The sequence below is a fragment of the Bacillus sp. 17RED48 genome, from assembly GCF_019837545.1.
In the GTDB taxonomy this organism is placed as follows: domain Bacteria; phylum Bacillota; class Bacilli; order Bacillales; family Bacillaceae_G; genus Bacillus_A; species Bacillus_A wiedmannii.
This window is the reverse complement of sequence record NZ_JADAXG010000001.1, coordinates 768372-785730: the sequence shown is the minus strand read 5'-3', so window position 1 is coordinate 785730 and position 17359 is coordinate 768372. Positions and strand designations below refer to the sequence as shown.

Genomic DNA, 17359 nt, shown 5'->3' with positions numbered 1-17359 from the left:
CTTCTGCTGAAAACAATGTACGAAATATTTGTGAAGTTTTTGTGAAGTACTATAGCCTTTTGAATCTATGAAAAAAAGAGCATAGTAACTATGCTCTCGGATGAAACTGTTTATATACATCTTTTAATCTAGCTTTTGAAACATGCGTATAAATTTGCGTCGTTGAAATATCTGCATGTCCTAGCATTTCTTGCACAGCACGCAAGTCTGCTCCATTTTCTAATAAATGCGTAGCAAAAGAATGGCGCAACGTATGTGGTGTAAGCTCTTTTTCAATATTTGCTTCTTTCGCCAATCGTTTTAAAATTTTCCAAAATCCTTGTCTTGATAATCGATTCCCATGATGGTTTAAAAAGAGTGCATCTACTACTTTTTTACCCATCAATTCTCTTCTTCCCTTTTCAATATACTTTTGAATCGCTTCCGTCGCTAAACTTCCTAGTGGAATAATTCTTTCTTTATTCCCTTTCCCTATGCAACGAACAAATCCCATCGTTAAATGTACATCTTCTAAATTTAAGGCAATTAATTCCGAAACACGAAGTCCTGTTGCATAAAGTAACTCTAGCATCGCTTTGTCACGAACCCCAAAAGCACTCGTCATTTTTGGCGTCTGAAGTAACGCCTCTACTTCATCGATTGATAGTACTTTCGGTAATTTCCGTTCTCCTTGCGGCGTTTCAATATGTACGGATGGGTCGTGCTCTACCGCTCGTTCACGAAGTAAGAATTGGTGAAACGAACGAATTGATGCAATATGACGTGCTAATGTTTTCGAAGATTTTCCGTTTTCTTTTAAGTGCTGCAGAAAATTAACAATGTGCAAGCGTGTCACTTCATGAAAGCTTTTCGCCTGTTCTACATTTTGCAAATACTTTACATAACTTTTTAAATCACGTTCATAAGATACTACTGTATTTTTCGCTAGCCCTTTTTCGACAACCATATAATGAATAAAATCTTTTAATTGATCTTCCAATCTACACTACTCCCCATTTTCATAGAAAAACATCATTCTATTTACGAAAGCATCCTTTGCCGGCTCTTCATTCCCTGATACTTTTTCTACAGTCTCTTCTTTTGGTTTTTCATAACGATGATAGCTTTCATATTCTTCATTTATCCATAGTATAGCGAAATAAAACAAAATCGTACAACTTGTAAATAATAAAAATACTTTTATCCCATCAAAAGTTAATTTTAAAGCTCGGCGCATTGTAAATTCCTCCAAAATATAAGTTATTACAACATATGCCAAGCTTTCACCAATTTATACCTTATTCAAATAAAAAACCTCTTCCTAGATAAATAGGAAAAGGTTATTTTTCATCCGTTTCATTTTCTTGACAATTTTTACAAATCCCATGGAATGTTAAACGATGATCTTTCACCTTAAAGCTCCAGTCACGTTCTACTTTCCTTTCCACTTCACCAAGTAAATCTTCTTGTATTTCTTGTACAGCACCACATTGTGTACAAATCAAATGATGGTGAAAACGCTGCGCACCTTCTTGGCGTAAGTCATAGCGTGAAACACCGTCTCCGAAGTTAATCTTATCGACAACTTTTAACTCAGATAATAGTTCTAAAGTTCGATAGACGGTTGCTAATCCGATCTCTGGCGACTTTTCTTTTACAAGGAGGTAAACATCTTCTGCGCTTAAATGATCTTCTTCATTTTCTAGCAGCACACGAACTGTTGCTTCACGTTGCGGTGTTAATTTGTAGCTCGCTGCATGTAATTGCTTCTTAATTCGTTCAATTCTCTCTTCCATTCGGTACTACTCCCTCCTCGCCACTCTTACACCATTATATCAGAAGAAGGGCTTCTGTCAAAAGAAAAACAATAAAAACAAATTGATAATTATTCTCAAAAAGTATTTATTGTTTATTAATAGCCTCAACGACTTCTTTCATTAAAACTGGTGATGCATAAGCTTCTACACTAGAAGCAAGAGCTAACACCGCTCCAATTACAAGAAAGAAGCATGTATAACGAATTAATAATGGTAATAATGGCTCGGTTATTTTCCTGATAAATTGATGCCTAATCATGCGTAAGGAAAAGCTTGCGGCAATTGTTGTCATAACGAGAAATACTGGGATAATAATGAGGTTTTGTGGCAATACAGAAACGAATGCTAATAATAATCCATTCCATCCATGCTGACTGACTAAAAAACCTACTGTAAATCCGACAACTACTCCTTTTACAAATAATAAAATAAAAATAAGTGGCACTCCAATAATTGAAATCCCCAAAATCCAAATAAATCCAATGTATTTTAATTGCGAAAAGTAACTTTCTCGAAACATTTCGCTCGCAATAGCAAATTCTCCTTTAGAAACTTGTCCAAAAAAACGTTGTAAGTAAAATGATAAATCTTGTTTTTGATTTAATTGTAAACTATTCACAAGAATGGCCCCAAATATTACTCCCATCAATAATAAAACAGCGTTAAATATATATAATGAAGAGTTTTCCTGTATGTGAGACATTACACGGTCTTGCCAAGTTTTTCTCCACATTTTTCTTCCCTCCGTTCACACTCTTACTAAAAATGTATGAAAGAAAGAAAAAAGTATGACGAATTAACATTGAAATTCCGCTCTACTTTGCTAAACTAAAAAGTAGAGAATAGGAGGGATTTCTCTTGAAACCATTATTATTAGATTTTCCAACATTATTTCAAACTGAACGCTTACAAGTTCGTAAGCCATTTCCAGGTGATGGTGCAGAAGTGTATGAAGCAATCCAAGCTTCTCTAGAAGACTTAGTACCGTGGATGCCAATTAACGCTGAAACAGAAGAAAGTGCTGAAGAAATCGTTCGTAACGCTCACGGGCAGTTTTTACTTCGTGAAACACTTGATTTTCACTTATACGATAAAGTATCTGGTACATTCATCGGAGCTATAACGCTCAAGCCTGAAAACTGGGATATTCCAAAGTTTTCACTTCACTTCTGGCTGCATAGCGCTTATACAAAACAAGGCTATATGACTGAAGCCATTAAAGGTGCCATTCAATTTGCCTTTGATAAGCTAAGTGCTAGAAGAATTGAAATTCGTACTGATGCAACAAATACAAATGCATGTAACCTAGCAGAACGTTTAGAATTTATTCTAGAAGGTACAATGGAAAATGATTTCATAGCACCAGATGGTAGCTTACGTGATGCACGCGTATACGCAAAAATCAATTAAAAAACACTCGCCTTTGGCGAGTGTTTATTTTTGTAGTTGTAAATATTGTACTGCAAACATCGTCTTCGCATCATGAATACGAAGATCTTTCATAAGAATAATCGCTTCTTCTAACGATACTTCCATCAATTCCACAAATTCATCTTCATCTAACTCGGCTTTATTTTCTTTTTTCGTCAAACCTGTCGCTTTATATACATATAAAATTTCATCTGCAAATCCTGGAGATGTATAGAAAGAAGTAATAAGCTCCATATTTTCACATACATATCCTGTTTCCTCTTCTAATTCACGAACTGCTGTCACCTCAGGTTTTTCACCAGGTTCTAACTTGCCGGCCGGAATTTCTATAATCGCCTTTTCAAGCGCTTTACGATACTGCTCAACAAGCACGATTTTCCCCTCATCAGTAATAGCAATAATAGCAACTGCACCAGGGTGATTTACAATTTCACGTTTACTCATTGCTCCATTTGGTAATACTACATCATCAACACGAACTTTTATAACTCTACCATCAAAAATCGGCTCAGTTTTTACTGTTCTCTCTGCAAGATTACTCATACTACTTCATCTCCCTGTTCTATTTCCTATTCTTTCCTCATACATTTTACCACATTGAAAGGAGCGTGATAGAAATGAAAGTTTATATTTTACCAAATCGCGTCACTTTAGTCGGAAAAGCATGGCAAATTCGCCATAAGCTAAAACAATATGGCAAAGAGTATACAACTGTACAAGAGTGGATTACAGCAAATAAAAAGTAAACGTTTGTCAACCTCTTTTTCCTTTCGTACAATAAAGGTAAGGAGGTTGACCTATGAAAAAACGTCAATTAGGAAACTCAGATTTGTTTGTTACACAAATGGGCCTTGGCTGCATGTCTCTCGGTACATCTGAAACAGAAGCTATGCGTATTATCGATGAAGCAATCGATTTAGGAATCAATTTTTTTGATACAGCGGATTTATATGATTATGGATTAAACGAAGAATTTGTTGGAAAAGCCTTAAAAGGGAAACGAGACCAAATTGTTCTTACAACAAAAGTTGGAAATCGTTGGACAGAAGAAAAAAACGGGTGGTCTTGGGATCCTTCTAAAAATTACATAAAGGCTGAAGTGAAAGAAAGTTTACGTAGACTTCAAACTGATTATATTGACCTTTATCAACTTCACGGCGGGACGATTGAAGATCCAATAGATGAAACAATTGAAGCCTTTGAAGAATTAAAAAAAGAAGGTATTATTCGCCATTACGGTATTTCTTCTATACGTCCAAATGTTATCCGTGAATATGCTAAACGTTCAAATATCGTTAGTGTGCTAATGGAATATAGCCTTTTAAATCGTCGCCCTGAAGAATGGTTCCCACTTCTAAGTGAACATCAAATTAGCATTATTGCTCGTGGGCCACTTGCAAAAGGAATTTTAACTGACAATAATGCAAGAAAGATAGAAAGAGTAAAAGAAAAAAATTACCTTTCTTATTCTTACGATGAATTATATGCGACACTCGCGAATGTAAAAGAAATAATCGGAGAAAGCTCTTTAACAGGAACAGCTATTCAATATTGCTTACATAACGAAACTGTTGCAGCTGTTATACCTGGTGCAAGCTCTATTCAACAATTGCAAGAAAATGTACAGGCTAGTAAACAAAAAAAGTTAACAACAGCAGAATATATACAACTTCAGCAAATTGCTAAATGTGATACTTACGCTTTACATCGTTAAAAAGACGCTACCATACCGGTAGCGTCTTTTTATAGCGTATCATATTTATCAGGATTCGTTCCTACATGTAAATTACGATTTAACGTATTAATTTGAGTCATCTCTTCTTCTGTTAGTGAAAAATCAAAGATAGAAAAATTCTCTTTAATACGTGATGGTGTAACAGATTTAGGAATCGTCACTACCCCGCTTTGAATATCCCATCTTAATATAACTTGCGCAGGTGTTTTTTCATATTTCGTAGCAATGGCCTGAATAATCGGGTTCTCGAATACTTCCCCGCCTCTCATTAATGGGCTCCATGCTTCCATTTGAATTTGCTCACCTTGACAGAAATTACGCAATTCAAATTGCGCTAACATCGGATGAAGTTCCACTTGGTTGACCATCGGCTTCACTTTACAATTTGGTAATAACAGTTCTAAATGATGTTTATGAAAATTTGAAACACCAATCGCGCGCACTTTACCTTCTTCATACAGTTTCTCTAACGCTCGGTAAGTATCGACATACTTTCCTCTTATTGGCCAATGTATTAAATATAAATCTACATAGTCCATTTGTAATTTCTTTAAGCTTTTTTCAAACGCCTCAAGTGTTTCCTCGTATCCTTGATCGTCGTTCCAAACTTTTGTTGTAATAAATATGTCTTCTCTCGGAATCCCTGATTCACGAACCGCTTCTCCGACACCGCTTTCATTTTCATATACAGTTGCTGTATCAATCGAACGGTATCCAACTTCTAACGCTGTTTTTACTGCTTGTTTTACTTCGTCGCCTTCTTTCGCTTTATAAACGCCTAGACCAATCATCGGCATTTTTACGCCATTATGAAGTGTAGTTGTTGGAATGTGCACAGTCGTCTCCCTTTCATTCTTACATTTTTTATAAGCCGCCACTTTATTTCAACAAGATTCAACCAAAAAGTCAAAACATATGTACAGTTTACATAATAATTTTATACATTAAAACGCGAAATCAATTATTCATATTTCCTTCTCTCCATTCTTTCGCTTTTTCATCAACACTACGTACAAACTCATTTTTTCCTTCCGTATATAACGTGCCATCATATGTATATTTTTCGGCTAATTCTTTCTTTAAGGTTGCATATGCCTCTGCTTCTTCACAATGAGCCATCATATAATCACGAAACGCTAAATGCCTTACTATTTCAGGATTTCCTTTTTCAAAAACATGTAAGTGATACGAGCGTTTTTCCTCCGTTCCATGAATAAAATAACGACGTCTTGAAATACCATTTTCCCCTTTTACGATGTAACCAAGCTCTTCAAAACGTTCATTCCAATCATCTACTCTGTCGATACTCTCTACTTCCATAATCATATCTATAATTGGTTTAGCTGCCAGTCCTGGCACTGATGTACTTCCAATATGATGGACTTTCACCATTTCTGGCATCGCCGATTTTAATCGTTCGGCCTCTATTTGAAATTTTTCGTTCCAATGATTTTCATGCGGAACGACTACAATTTTTCTCATTTTACACTCCCCTTTTCTTACAAGCTCGTCAAAAAAATGATCAGCGGTATGCACTGATCATTTTTTTATATTATTTAAAGTCTTTCCAAGTAAGGCTACTTTCACTTAACAGTTCTTCAAATGATTTATTCTTTTCTCGTTCTTTTTGTTCTTGGCGCTTTCTTTCCAGTTCAGCTGCCTCTTTTTTCTCTTCTCTCACTTGCAATTCTTTCTTCTTATTCTTTAATTGCTGCATGAGTGAATCATTTAATTGATCGCCTAATGTAAGCGACTCTTTCTCTGGTCTATTCACTTGCGATTGTCTTTGCATTTGTCTTTGTTTCTTTTTCTTCATGCTACTCACCTTTTACTTTTTTCTCCATTATAGTAGATACACAATGATCTCGACAATAAAAAAGGTTCTTTACTCTATTATTCACCTTTTGTAAATATGTTAATTTTTCGAAAAAACTAAATTTTTATATAGATATAATCCTATGAATCTATTAAAATTATGTCGTATGATGTCAGATTATAAAAAAAAGGAGAAATGAATTATGTGGAAAAAAATCATTCCTGCTGTTGCCGTTTTAAGCACCATAACTTTTTCAAGCGTATTTGCCGCTCCCCCATCCCAGATTCCAGCTGAACAAAACCGCTACGTAGACGTACAAATGCTTGGTATTAATGATTTCCATGGACAACTAGATACTGTTAAAAAAATTAATAACAAAGAAGCTGGTGGCGCTGATTACTTAGCTACTTATTTAAAAGAACGTAAAAAGCAAAACCCTAATACACTTCTCGTACATGCTGGCGATATTGTCGGAGCTAGTCCACCAGTTTCAGCGTTGTTACAAGATGAACCAACGATTGAATTTTTAAATGACTTAAAATTCGACGTTGGTACAATCGGAAACCATGAATTTGATGAAGGTATCGATGAAATGAAACGCCTCATTTACGGTGGATATCACGAGAAAACAGGGAATTTCAAAGGTGCTAACTTCCCTTATGTCGCTGCTAACTTCTATAACAAATCAACTGGTCGCTTATTTTTACCACCATTTACTGTAAAAATGGTAGATGGTGTTCCTGTAGGATTCATTGGCGTTGTTACAACTGATACGCCAAATGTCGTGATGCCTACTATGCTTAAAAATGTACAGATCACTGACGAAGTAGAAGCAATTAATAAATCAGCGCAACAATTAAAGCGTCTCGGTGTTAAATCCATCGTCGTCCTTGCCCATGTCGGCGGAACAACTGATGAGTCTGGCGTGACAAATGGAGACCTTACTCGAATTGCAAATGAAACAGACTCGGAAGTTGATGTTATTTTCGGTGGACATAGTCACACGTATGTAAATGGTACTGTAAATAATAAACTAATCGTCCAAGCGAACTCTTATGGAACAGCTTTCTCAGACGTAGATGTAACAATTGATCGTAAGACAAAAGATATTGTAAAGAAAAAAGCTGAAGTGATTACAACATATCATGAAGGTGTGGAACCTGATAAACAAGTAAAACAAAAAATAGATCAATATAAAGAAAAAATCGCACCACTTGTAAATGAAGTTGTAGGAAAATCTACAGCACCTATCGACCGTAAACAAAATGATGCTGGTGAATCTACTCTTGGGAATGTAATTGCCGACGCACAGCGTCAAACGATGCAAGCTCAAATCGCACTTATGAATCCTGGTGGCATTCGTAATGACTTAGATGCTGGCGATATTACTTGGGGCGAATTATATGGCATTCAGCCTTTTGGAAACCAATTGATTAAAGTAGATTTAACAGGTCAAGATATTCGCGACATTTTAAATCAACAATGGCAAAAAGGAACAACAAGAATGCTTCAAATTTCAGGTATTCAATATACGTGGGATGCAAATAAACCAAGCGGTGAAAAGGTTACGAATATACGCTTAACAAATGGCGAAGAGTTATCTCCATCTAAAACGTATAGCGTAGTTGCGAATGCTTTCTTAGCTTCTGGCGGTGACGGATTCGTATCATTTAAAAATGGAAAGAATTCAGAAACTGGTCCAAACGACTTTGAAGCGCTAGTCGATTATGTAAAACAATTAAAAGAACCAATTCAGCCAGTTATTGATGGAAGAATTCAAAAGGTAAATTAAGTATTTCCCTAATATGCGATCCAGATTTTTATTGTAAAGGATACGCACTTATACTTACTTAATCCACAATATTAGTAAAACCTAAAAAGGATACTCGTTCTTACAATGAACATAGTATCCTTTTCTTTAGTTATCAAAATGTGATGTTTTGTTAAAATCATATTGTTGTAAAAATTGTTGTAACGCCTCTTCTACAAGTTTAGATTTTTGAATTCCTTTCAATTCTGATATAACGTCTAGTTTTGCTAATATGTCTTTATTAATAGAAAAGGTACGTTTCTTTTTTTCTGTACTTATACTCATAATGGGCACAATTACTTCTTCTCTCTTTCTTAATAACTCATAAATACTTTGTAATTGCTCATAAATTAATAATTGATAATCCGTTGTCGCATATTGAAGGGCTGTCGCTTCTTGGAGTTGTAAGTGACGCGGTTCTTCTCCATCTCCTACAAAAATACGTTTCTTCTGTTCTCCATCATATTCGTATCCAATTAATCTTAATTTCTTTGATAATGTATATGGGCTTATTTCAAGACGTTTTGCTATAATAGCGATGGATTCACGTCTATTTAAGCAATCTATAATTTCTCCAATCGTCACAATTTCCCTCCTCCCGTATTGAAATGACACTAGTATGGTATGTTACAATGATTTTCTAACAGTATATGCAAAACGAATAGCCTGTGCGATTCATACGATTTCAGAAAAGGAGGTTTTCCATATGCTTTTTCGTAGCTATACCCCACAGTTTTATAATGAAAATAAACAACTCATTCCTAATAGTATTGCTACGATGGAAAGCGTTATGATTCATAATCGAAAACAAACTCTCCTTATTCGCGGGCAAAACATAGAGCAGCCAATTTTATTATGCTTTCATGGCGGACCTGGCATGGCACAAATTGGATTTATTCGTCATTTTCAAAAAGAATTGGAGAAACACTTCATCGTTATTAATTGGGATCAGCGCGGGGCAGGTAAATCCTTTTCAATGAAAGATTTCGGAACAAATTTTACAATCGAACAATTCGTTTCCGATGCAAAAGAAGTGATTCAATATGTACTTAAAAAGTTCAATAAACAGAAACTATTTCTCGCTGGTCATTCTTGGGGAAGCATTATTGGGCTTAACATAGCACATCAATATCCACAGTATATCGAGGCTTACATCGGTATTGGGCAGATTGTACATATGAAACAAAACGAAGAATTGCTATATCAGCATTTAATTCGTTCTGCAAAAAAACATGATCATAAAAAAGCATTAGCGTCCCTTTTAAAATTAGGCAAACCACCATTTTTAGATACGAGACGCCTTATTATTCAAAGAAAGTGGCTTGGCACATTCGGCGGAGCAATCCAAAACGGATCTTCCTTTTCTTTCATACGAAAAGGCTTCTTTTCTCCTGAATATACGCTATTAGATTGGTTCAAGTTTCTCGCAGGAAATTTAAAATCTGGCGTTTTATGGGAAGAAATGTTGACAATCGATTTCTTTTCTTCTATTTCAAGCTTATCTATTCCGGTTTATTTTTGTTCTGGTCGCTATGATTATCAAACTCCTTATGCTCTCGTTCAGGAATATTGTGATGTAATAGAAGCCCCCATAAAAAAAATGATTTGGTTCCCAAATTCAGCACATTCTCCTGATTTAGAAGAACCAGAATTATTCGCCAATTCTTTACAATCAATTAAACAAGAGCTAGCTTTTCAGCATTAGTAACAAAAGGCTCTTTTACATTTCATAGAAAACAATTTATAATAATATGTCGCAACTATGTATAAATATAGCAAAGTGCTTCATATTTACTTGCCTTAGCACAATAAAATTTTAGGGAGATTACATTTATTATGAATGCTGTACTCGTCGCAGTAGCAGTTATGCTATTGCTTAGTTTGTTTCGCGTCCAGGTCATTGTCGCCATCATTGTTGGAGCTTTAACAGGCGGAATTATCGGTGGACTCGGTATTTCAGAAACTATTAACACTTTTACAACTGGCCTTGGAAACAGTGCTCCAATCGCTTTAAGTTATGCAATGCTTGGCGGTTTCGCTATTTCCCTTTCCAAAACAGGACTTCCAGATGCCATGATTCAAACTGCACTAAAATGGATTGGCAATGAACAAGACACGAAAAAACAAGTTTATTCTAAAATACTTATTTTATTCATCATTTTAACGATGGCTTGTTTCTCACAAAATGTGATTCCTGTTCATATCGCTTTCATCCCCATCTTAATTCCAGCACTTTTAAAAGTATTAAATGAGCTGAAAGTGGATCGCAGACTTGTTACATGTATTATTACATTCGGATTGATTACTCCTTATATGTGGATTCCAGCAGGGTTCGGAAAAATTTATCATGACGTATTGCAAACAAATGCTGCGCAAAGTGGTCTTACATTTGATGTCGCACTTATTCCAAAAGCAATGACTATTCCAGCAATCGGTATGATTATTGGATTATGTGTAGCGGTATTCATTACGTACCGGAAACCTCGTACGTATGAAACAGAACAAGTTCATACTACCGCAAATGAAATCGTTCCCTATACAAAACGTAGCATTACTTTCGGATTGTTATCTATCATAGCCACATTAACCGTTCAATTAGCAACAGAATCAATGATTTTCGGTGCTTTAGCGGGGATTATCGTCTTATCAGTAAGTGGTAGTCTACCTCTTAAAGAAGCTGATGCTATATTAACAAGCGGAATGCGCATGATGTCCTTTATCGGTTTTGTTATGATCGCTGCCGCTGGATTTGGTGCTGTTCTTCGAAAAACAGGACATGTTGAATCTCTTGTGCAAACGAGTGCACATATAATTGGAAATAACAAACCACTCGCTGCATTTCTTATGCTTGTGATTGGACTTCTCGTTACGATGGGAATTGGTTCATCCTTTTCAACCATCCCTATTTTAACAACAATTTTTGTGCCTCTTTGCATGCAGCTTGGATTTAGTCCAATGGCCACAATTGCAATTATCGGTACAGCTGGAGCGCTAGGCGATGCGGGATCTCCAGCATCAGATAGTACACTTGGGCCAACATCCGGTTTAAATGCTGATGGTCAACACCATCATATATGGGATACATGTGTACCAACTTTTCTGCATTATAATATACCGTTACTTATATTCGGCTTTATTGCCGCAATTACATTATAAAAGGTGCGTTTTATACGCACCTTTTACTTTTTTATTTTTTCTTTTAATTGTTGTAAAGCTATTTTCCCATTTTCTTCGGCGCAACTTTCAATTTTCAGGAGTGACGGGCCTATCCATTCACTGTCTATGCTCCCGTTCGGTCCAATGATTTTCAACTTATCCGGTATACGGATATTTAAATTTTTCGCTGCTTGAATTAACTCAAAAGTAACCTTTTCACTTGAAGTTACAATTCCATCTATATACGGGTGAGTTTGCAAGAATGTAATAAATTGTTTATTCGTATACCCTTGTACACATACTTCTCGATAAGAGATCCCTTCCTCCCAAACAGCGTCTAAAAATCCTGATATGTGCTCTTCCATTTCTTCACTATCTTCTCCCTCATCGAAATAAGCAAGAAATTGACAGCCTTTTTCTTTTAATAAAGAAACCGTTCTTTGTCCCTTTTCATAATAATTTGCATGGGATTTTTTTTCATCAATCACAACAAACGGAAGTGGAATTTCTCCTATACTTTTAAAAACGGATTTTGTTAAAATAACACCTGCAACGTTATTTTCCTTCAACATATGTATGTATCTATCTTTATTCTCTATATTACAAACAATGATTTGATATCCTTCTTTATATGCTATTTCCTCAATACAATGTAGCAAAGTGATGTTTGATGGGTCATATAGATTATCTACAAGTAATGCAATTATCGTTGAATTCTCTTTAAATAATGGCTTTGCTGCACTATTTGGCCTATAACGTAATTCCTCAATTGCTTCCTTTACTTGTTTTACTGTGTCCTCATGAACGTATCCTTTTTCATTAATAACTCGTGAAACGGTTGCGACTGAAACACCTGCCAATTTTGCAACATCACGTATAGTTGCCACATCGTCACCCCTTAATATGGTAATAGATTACAATTTTACGGTAACCTAAATTACAATATTCGTCAAGGTTACTAACTTATATTTCTGAAAATTGTTACATCAATTTATTAAACGATACTCCAACTGTATTTCATGTAAAATTGGGATGTTATCATATCCGATACGCGGAATTTCTTTCTTTATTTTTCGTGCCTCTTCCACTGCATTCACATATAAATTAGTCATCACAAAATTACGTTTTTGGTAAAAACGTAACGCATTCATATTATCATTTGTTGTTATGAGCCAAACCCGCCCGCACCGTTCTTCTTCTGCAACTTGTAATACACAATCTACAAGTTTCGTCCCTATTCCTTTTCTTTCTTCAAAGCTATCTAACGATACAATTTCACACATATTTCCGGTCACTTCATACGTTATAATTCCGATTATTCTGTCATCCGAGAGCGCAACAAATCCTGGCAACCCTTCTAACTGGTGCCCCTTACCACGTGAAACCATCAATGAACTCCCCCAGTTCTCACACATGAACATTCGGATTGTTTCTTTCATCGCTGGCGTAATTTTTTGTATATACACCATTTCCTATTTCTCCCCTTTTCTATCATTGTGATACAATGTAAGTGTATCACATGTAACGGTATTTGGAGGATGAGGTAAAGTATGAAACGTTTTTTTGCAGCATTGTTTACTATACTAGGTGCGATAACTGCCCTTGGGATTTTCTTTACAAATAAAGTGATGTACTTAAAGAAAAAAACAGAGGAAGAAGTACTCGAAAGAGAAACGAAAAAACATTTTCGTATAGAGGATTTTGATGCTCTTCATAAAGAAGAAATTCATATTCCTTCGCAATTCGGATATGATCTTCACGGCTATTACATTCCTGCTGGTCATTCCAATAAGTTTATGATTTTTTGTCACGGCGTAACTGTAAATAAAATGAACTCTGTAAAATATGCAAGGTTATTTTTAAACAGAGGGTATAATGTCGTTATTTATGATCATCGTCGTCATGGTAAAACTGGCGGAAAAACAACAAGCTATGGATACTATGAAAAACATGATTTAAAATCTGTAGTTGACTGGCTAAAAAGTCGATTTGGAACAAATATAACACTCGGTATTCATGGTGAATCTATGGGAGCTGCAACACTTCTTCAATACGCAGGACTTGTAGAAGATGGTGCTGATTTCTATATTGCAGATTGTCCTTTTTCTGATTTCTACGGACAATTACAACACCGTTTAAAGGTTGAATTCCATTTACCTAAATGGCCTTTATTACCTTTAGCAAATGCTTTTTTAAAAGTGCGTGACGGTTATACGATTCGCGAAGTTTCACCAATCGATTGTATAAAAAATATTAACAATCCCGTCCTCTTTATTCATAGTAAAGATGATGATTATATTTTAGCTGATATGACGAAAGCACTATATGAAGCAAAAGAAAACAATAAACAACTTTATATTGCAGAACGCGGTGCACACGCTTGCTCTTATAACGAAAATAAAGAAGAGTATGAAGCAGCCGTTGATCAATTTTTAAACTCATATGTAAAAGAAACAAAAAACAGGCTTGCATAAGCCTGTTTTTTATTGCGCTAAAACGTCTGTAACTTGTTCCATGTTTTCAGAAATCCATTGCATTGCATCGTCTAACGTTGGAAATTCTGTCGTTTGAAATGTTACTTCATCTTGAAGTAACCAAACATCCTTTGCCTCTTGCCCTACACCTGCAATGGACCAATGTAACAAACTATATGGATGATTATCATTCAAAAATGATGCCCACGTGCGCTCATTTGCAATGTTTCGTAATGTATGTAATTGTTTATCCATCTCTCGTCACCTTACTCTAGTCAGTTATGAAAACTATTATAACACTCTCTTCTTTCTCAAACAAAGTGCTCTTTTTACCCCGCATTAACGGGCAGTAAAACTCCCACCTCAAAACTCAGCTAAAACAAAGAAGTTAGGTGGGAGATTAACTGCCCCTAAAAGCCCGATTGGTTCAACTAATAATTAGTGGGGGATACCTCCCCCACTAATTAAAGTTTCACTTTATATTGTCAAGTACTTCTCTTAATTATATGATGAAATTAAGCGTTTGGGAAGGAGGGATAGCGTTGGCGAAAGTACAAATTAAAGTAAATGATAATGGCTCTTTTCGTGTTACAGGGGACGTGGAATTAGTCGATTCACAAGGGAATGTATTCCCAGCAAAACCGGCATTTTCTTTATGCCGTTGTGGTTTATCAAAAAATATGCCTTATTGCGATGCTTCGCATAAAGGGAAATTCGAGTCTGTTGTTAGAGCACCAGAGGCAGAATAATTTCACATGTGACATGCACATTTTTTTGTGCATGTTTTTTCTTTTCATTAACTCTCGTCCCCCCTTTTCCTTACAACATTCCTCATACTTTTGTCCTCATTCCAACTTACATATATTTTCACACAATTCTTCACATTCGAATATTTTTTACTAGCCTTTTGTCTTTTTTGTGCTATAATTTGAGCAAACAACATCCTTCGGGGTCGGGTGAAATTCCCAACCGGCGGTGATGAAGTGCAAACTTCTAAGTCCGTGACCCGTTTTCAACACGAAAACGGTGGATCTAGTGAAACTCTAGGGCCGACAGTATAGTCTGGATGGGAGAAGGATATGTTTTCTAGTAATTTTATATAGCGAATACACTTTTATTTCAGTATGCATATTTTTAAAGTTTCATTTTGAATCTTTATATATGTTTTATTTTGTATACTTATGTTTCTACACTGAAATAAAAAGATACGACTAGCGCTTGAAAAATTTGATATTTTGCTAGGTTTTTTCCTTATGCCAAAATATCAATCATCGTTAGGTTTCTTTCCTATACTTTCGTATTCGAACTATATTTCTAGAAATCACGTCTCCCAAACCCCAAGGATATAAAATCCTTGGGGTTTTTTGATTTTTTCAGGAGAGGTGAAGAAAATGACAGATCAAGAATATATGAGGATTGCCCTGCAGTTAGCAGAAGGAACATCCGGACAAACAAGTCCAAATCCTATGGTTGGTGCTGTTGTTGTAAAAGATGGAAACATCGTCGGTATTGGCGCTCATTTACGTGCAGGTGAAGAACACGCAGAAGTTCACGCTCTTCATATGGCTGGTGAAAAAGCAAAAGGAGCTACCGTTTATGTAACACTTGAACCGTGTAGCCATTTTGGAAAAACACCACCTTGTTGTGAATTGCTCATCAAAAAAGGAGTCAAACGGGTTGTAATTGCTACTCTTGATTGCAATCCTCTCGTTTCTGGTACTGGAAAAAGGAGATTAGAAGAAGCTGGCATCGAAGTAACTACCGGTGTTCTTGAAACAGAAGCCACCTTATTAAATCGTTTCTTTTTTCACTACATGAAAACGAAACGTCCATTTGTAACAATAAAAACAGCGATGAGCTTAGATGGAAAAACAGCAACTGTCACTGGTGAAAGTAAGTGGATTACAGGTGAAGAAGCACGAGCTGATGTTCACCAATATCGCCATACACATGATGCGATTCTCGTTGGAGTAAATACAGTTATAGCTGATAATCCGCATTTAACGACCAGAATTCCTAACGGGGGTAAACATCCTATACGCGTCATTTTAGATACCCATTTACGAACACCACCATCTTCTCATGTCATAACAGATGGTTTAGCACCGACATGGATTTTTGTCGGTAAGGATGTAAATAAAGAGAAAATAGCTTCTTATGAATCTGAAAATATAGCTATATTCCAAATGAAAACAAAACATATAGACCTCAAGGACCTCCTTTTCTTTCTTGGAGAGAAGCAAATTCTTTCTTTATTCGTTGAAGGAGGCCAATCGACTCATGCAAGCTTCTTACAAACAAAGCATTTCAATGAAATTATAACTTATATAAGCCCGATATTAATTGGTGGGAATGATGCCCCTACTTTATTTGGTGGAAATGGTTTCGCAGCATTGCAAGATGCACTTTCCTTGGAAATTCAAGAGATGAAACAAGTTGGTGATGATATAAAAATCGTTGCGAATGCCCGAAGTGAGGTGACGGAATGTTTACAGGAATTGTAGAAGAATTAGGAACGATTGCAAACATGCAACAAAGCGGAGAAGCAATGAAGTTAACGATCCATGCGAATAAAATTTTATCAGATGTTCACTTAGGTGATAGTATCGCGGTTAACGGTATTTGCTTAACTGTAACGAGTTTCACAACAACTTCATTCACAGTGGACGCAATGCCTGAAACGATGCAATCAACATCACTTCGCATGCTTAAACCCCGCTCTAAAGTAAATTTAGAGCGGGCGATGGCTGCAAACGGACGATTCGGTGGGCATTTCGTTTCAGGACATATTGATGGCATCGGAACGATATTAAACAAAAAACAACACTATAATGCCGTCTATTACAAAATAGCTATTGCTGATGAATTGCTGCGCTATTGTTTGCATAAAGGATCCGTTGCTGTTGATGGAACGAGTTTAACGATATTTGATATAGACGAATCTTCCATCACAATCTCACTCATCCCGCACACAGTAAGTGAATCTGTTATCGGAGAAAAGAATGCCGGTGACATAGTAAACATTGAGTGTGACATGATCGGTAAATATATCGAACGCTTTATTTCTAAACCTGTAAAACGAACAGGTTCAATGAGCGAAAGCTTTTTACAAGAAAACGGATTTCTATAAGGGGGAAGCAT

General features: G+C 36.0%; 22 protein-coding genes and 1 riboswitch. Of the genes, 10 read left to right on the top strand and 12 right to left on the bottom strand.

The genetic code is table 11. From position 1 onward, the window contains the following. Positions 1-88 precede the first annotated feature (88 nt). The 4 genes from xerD to spoIIM all read right to left on the bottom strand — a co-directional run bounded on the left by xerD (position 89) and on the right by spoIIM (position 2499). Positions 89-979 carry a site-specific tyrosine recombinase XerD gene (gene xerD / locus ILT06_RS04365; RefSeq protein ID WP_000390083.1) on the bottom strand — a complete coding sequence of 297 codons (891 nt, stop codon included), beginning with the start codon at positions 977-979 and terminating at the stop codon, positions 89-91. 6 nt (positions 980-985) lie between these two features. Continuing rightward, a complete protein-coding gene (locus ILT06_RS04360) occupies positions 986-1216 on the bottom strand; it encodes a YqzK family protein (RefSeq protein ID WP_001250432.1) in 231 nt (76 codons plus the stop codon). Between the two features lie 103 nt (positions 1217-1319). Continuing rightward, positions 1320-1775: a ferric iron uptake transcriptional regulator gene (gene fur / locus ILT06_RS04355; protein ID WP_000392657.1), complete on the bottom strand. Its 456-nt coding sequence runs from the start codon at positions 1773-1775 to the stop codon at positions 1320-1322. Between the two features lie 106 nt (positions 1776-1881). Next, entirely contained in the window at positions 1882-2499 is a 618-nt protein-coding gene (gene spoIIM / locus ILT06_RS04350; RefSeq protein WP_229135799.1) for a stage II sporulation protein M, read from the bottom strand. A 155-nt stretch (positions 2500-2654) separates the two neighbouring features. On the opposite strand from spoIIM, the gene ILT06_RS04345 reads away from it, so the two are divergent. After that, positions 2655-3206 carry a GNAT family N-acetyltransferase gene (locus tag ILT06_RS04345; protein ID WP_064474884.1) on the top strand — a complete coding sequence of 184 codons (552 nt, stop codon included), beginning with the start codon at positions 2655-2657 and terminating at the stop codon, positions 3204-3206. 24 nt (positions 3207-3230) lie between these two features. On the opposite strand, the gene ILT06_RS04340 is transcribed toward ILT06_RS04345, so the two are convergent. After that, positions 3231-3770, bottom strand: coding sequence for an NUDIX domain-containing protein (locus ILT06_RS04340; RefSeq protein ID WP_000067040.1), 540 nt, complete (start codon positions 3768-3770; stop codon positions 3231-3233). A gap of 74 nt (positions 3771-3844) precedes the next feature. On the opposite strand from ILT06_RS04340, the gene mciZ reads away from it, so the two are divergent. Next, complete coding sequence (gene mciZ / locus ILT06_RS04335) at positions 3845-3973, top strand: Z-ring formation inhibitor MciZ (protein ID WP_000870295.1); 129 nt, start codon at positions 3845-3847, stop codon at positions 3971-3973. Positions 3974-4026: 53 nt separating this feature from the next. Continuing rightward, a complete protein-coding gene (gene lolS / locus ILT06_RS04330; protein ID WP_064474883.1) occupies positions 4027-4941 on the top strand; it encodes an aldo/keto reductase in 915 nt (304 codons plus the stop codon). Positions 4942-4970: 29 nt separating this feature from the next. Here the strand turns inward: lolS and ILT06_RS04325 are convergent, their stop codons facing one another. From ILT06_RS04325 to ILT06_RS04315, 3 genes are all read right to left on the bottom strand, one after another. Next, positions 4971-5798 (bottom strand): aldo/keto reductase, encoded by an 828-nt coding sequence (locus tag ILT06_RS04325; RefSeq protein ID WP_048546278.1) that lies wholly within the window; start codon positions 5796-5798, stop codon positions 4971-4973. 121 nt (positions 5799-5919) lie between these two features. After that, positions 5920-6444 (bottom strand): GrpB family protein, encoded by a 525-nt coding sequence (locus ILT06_RS04320; protein WP_064474882.1) that lies wholly within the window; start codon positions 6442-6444, stop codon positions 5920-5922. A 70-nt stretch (positions 6445-6514) separates the two neighbouring features. Continuing rightward, a complete protein-coding gene (locus ILT06_RS04315) occupies positions 6515-6778 on the bottom strand; it encodes a YqkE family protein (protein WP_000727565.1) in 264 nt (87 codons plus the stop codon). Positions 6779-6980: 202 nt separating this feature from the next. Here ILT06_RS04315 and ILT06_RS04310 point away from each other — a divergent pair, with 202 nt between their 5' ends. Next, entirely contained in the window at positions 6981-8570 is a 1590-nt protein-coding gene (locus ILT06_RS04310) for a bifunctional metallophosphatase/5'-nucleotidase (RefSeq protein ID WP_064474881.1), read from the top strand. Between the two features lie 126 nt (positions 8571-8696). Here ILT06_RS04310 and ILT06_RS04305 read toward each other — a convergent pair whose 3' ends face one another. Continuing rightward, positions 8697-9173 carry a ribbon-helix-helix domain-containing protein gene (locus ILT06_RS04305; protein ID WP_064474880.1) on the bottom strand — a complete coding sequence of 159 codons (477 nt, stop codon included), beginning with the start codon at positions 9171-9173 and terminating at the stop codon, positions 8697-8699. A gap of 121 nt (positions 9174-9294) precedes the next feature. Between ILT06_RS04305 and ILT06_RS04300 the strand changes: the two genes are divergently transcribed. Continuing rightward, positions 9295-10293 (top strand): alpha/beta fold hydrolase, encoded by a 999-nt coding sequence (locus ILT06_RS04300; protein ID WP_064474879.1) that lies wholly within the window; start codon positions 9295-9297, stop codon positions 10291-10293. 131 nt (positions 10294-10424) lie between these two features. Further along, positions 10425-11744, top strand: a complete 1320-nt coding sequence (locus tag ILT06_RS04295) for a Na+/H+ antiporter family protein (protein ID WP_064474878.1) — start codon at positions 10425-10427, stop codon at positions 11742-11744. A 23-nt stretch (positions 11745-11767) separates the two neighbouring features. On the opposite strand, the gene ILT06_RS04290 is transcribed toward ILT06_RS04295, so the two are convergent. Further along, complete coding sequence (locus ILT06_RS04290; protein WP_064474877.1) at positions 11768-12631, bottom strand: LacI family DNA-binding transcriptional regulator; 864 nt, start codon at positions 12629-12631, stop codon at positions 11768-11770. A 99-nt stretch (positions 12632-12730) separates the two neighbouring features. Then, on the bottom strand, positions 12731-13213 hold the full coding sequence (locus tag ILT06_RS04285) for a GNAT family N-acetyltransferase (RefSeq protein ID WP_064474876.1): 483 nt from the start codon (positions 13211-13213) through the stop codon (positions 12731-12733). 81 nt (positions 13214-13294) lie between these two features. Here ILT06_RS04285 and ILT06_RS04280 point away from each other — a divergent pair, with 81 nt between their 5' ends. Continuing rightward, the gene (locus ILT06_RS04280; RefSeq protein ID WP_048546291.1) at positions 13295-14218 is read left to right on the top strand and encodes an alpha/beta hydrolase; all 924 of its coding nucleotides are present in this window, start codon (positions 13295-13297) and stop codon (positions 14216-14218) included. 9 nt (positions 14219-14227) lie between these two features. On the opposite strand, the gene ILT06_RS04275 is transcribed toward ILT06_RS04280, so the two are convergent. Then, the gene (locus ILT06_RS04275) at positions 14228-14473 is read right to left on the bottom strand and encodes a DUF2552 family protein (protein ID WP_000360793.1); all 246 of its coding nucleotides are present in this window, start codon (positions 14471-14473) and stop codon (positions 14228-14230) included. Between the two features lie 287 nt (positions 14474-14760). Here ILT06_RS04275 and ILT06_RS04270 point away from each other — a divergent pair, with 287 nt between their 5' ends. The 3 genes from ILT06_RS04270 to ribE all read left to right on the top strand — a co-directional run bounded on the left by ILT06_RS04270 (position 14761) and on the right by ribE (position 17348). Next, positions 14761-14967: a CDGSH iron-sulfur domain-containing protein gene (locus ILT06_RS04270; RefSeq protein ID WP_001151582.1), complete on the top strand. Its 207-nt coding sequence runs from the start codon at positions 14761-14763 to the stop codon at positions 14965-14967. A gap of 189 nt (positions 14968-15156) precedes the next feature. After that, a riboswitch (FMN riboswitch) is annotated at positions 15157-15300 on the top strand. 309 nt (positions 15301-15609) lie between these two features. Beyond that, a complete protein-coding gene (gene ribD, locus ILT06_RS04265; protein WP_064474875.1) occupies positions 15610-16722 on the top strand; it encodes a bifunctional diaminohydroxyphosphoribosylaminopyrimidine deaminase/5-amino-6-(5-phosphoribosylamino)uracil reductase RibD in 1113 nt (370 codons plus the stop codon). Continuing rightward, positions 16704-17348 carry a riboflavin synthase subunit alpha gene (gene ribE, locus ILT06_RS04260; protein WP_064474874.1) on the top strand — a complete coding sequence of 215 codons (645 nt, stop codon included), beginning with the start codon at positions 16704-16706 and terminating at the stop codon, positions 17346-17348. The genes ribD and ribE overlap by 19 nt, the downstream gene beginning before the upstream one ends. The last annotated feature ends 11 nt before the right edge of the window (positions 17349-17359 follow it).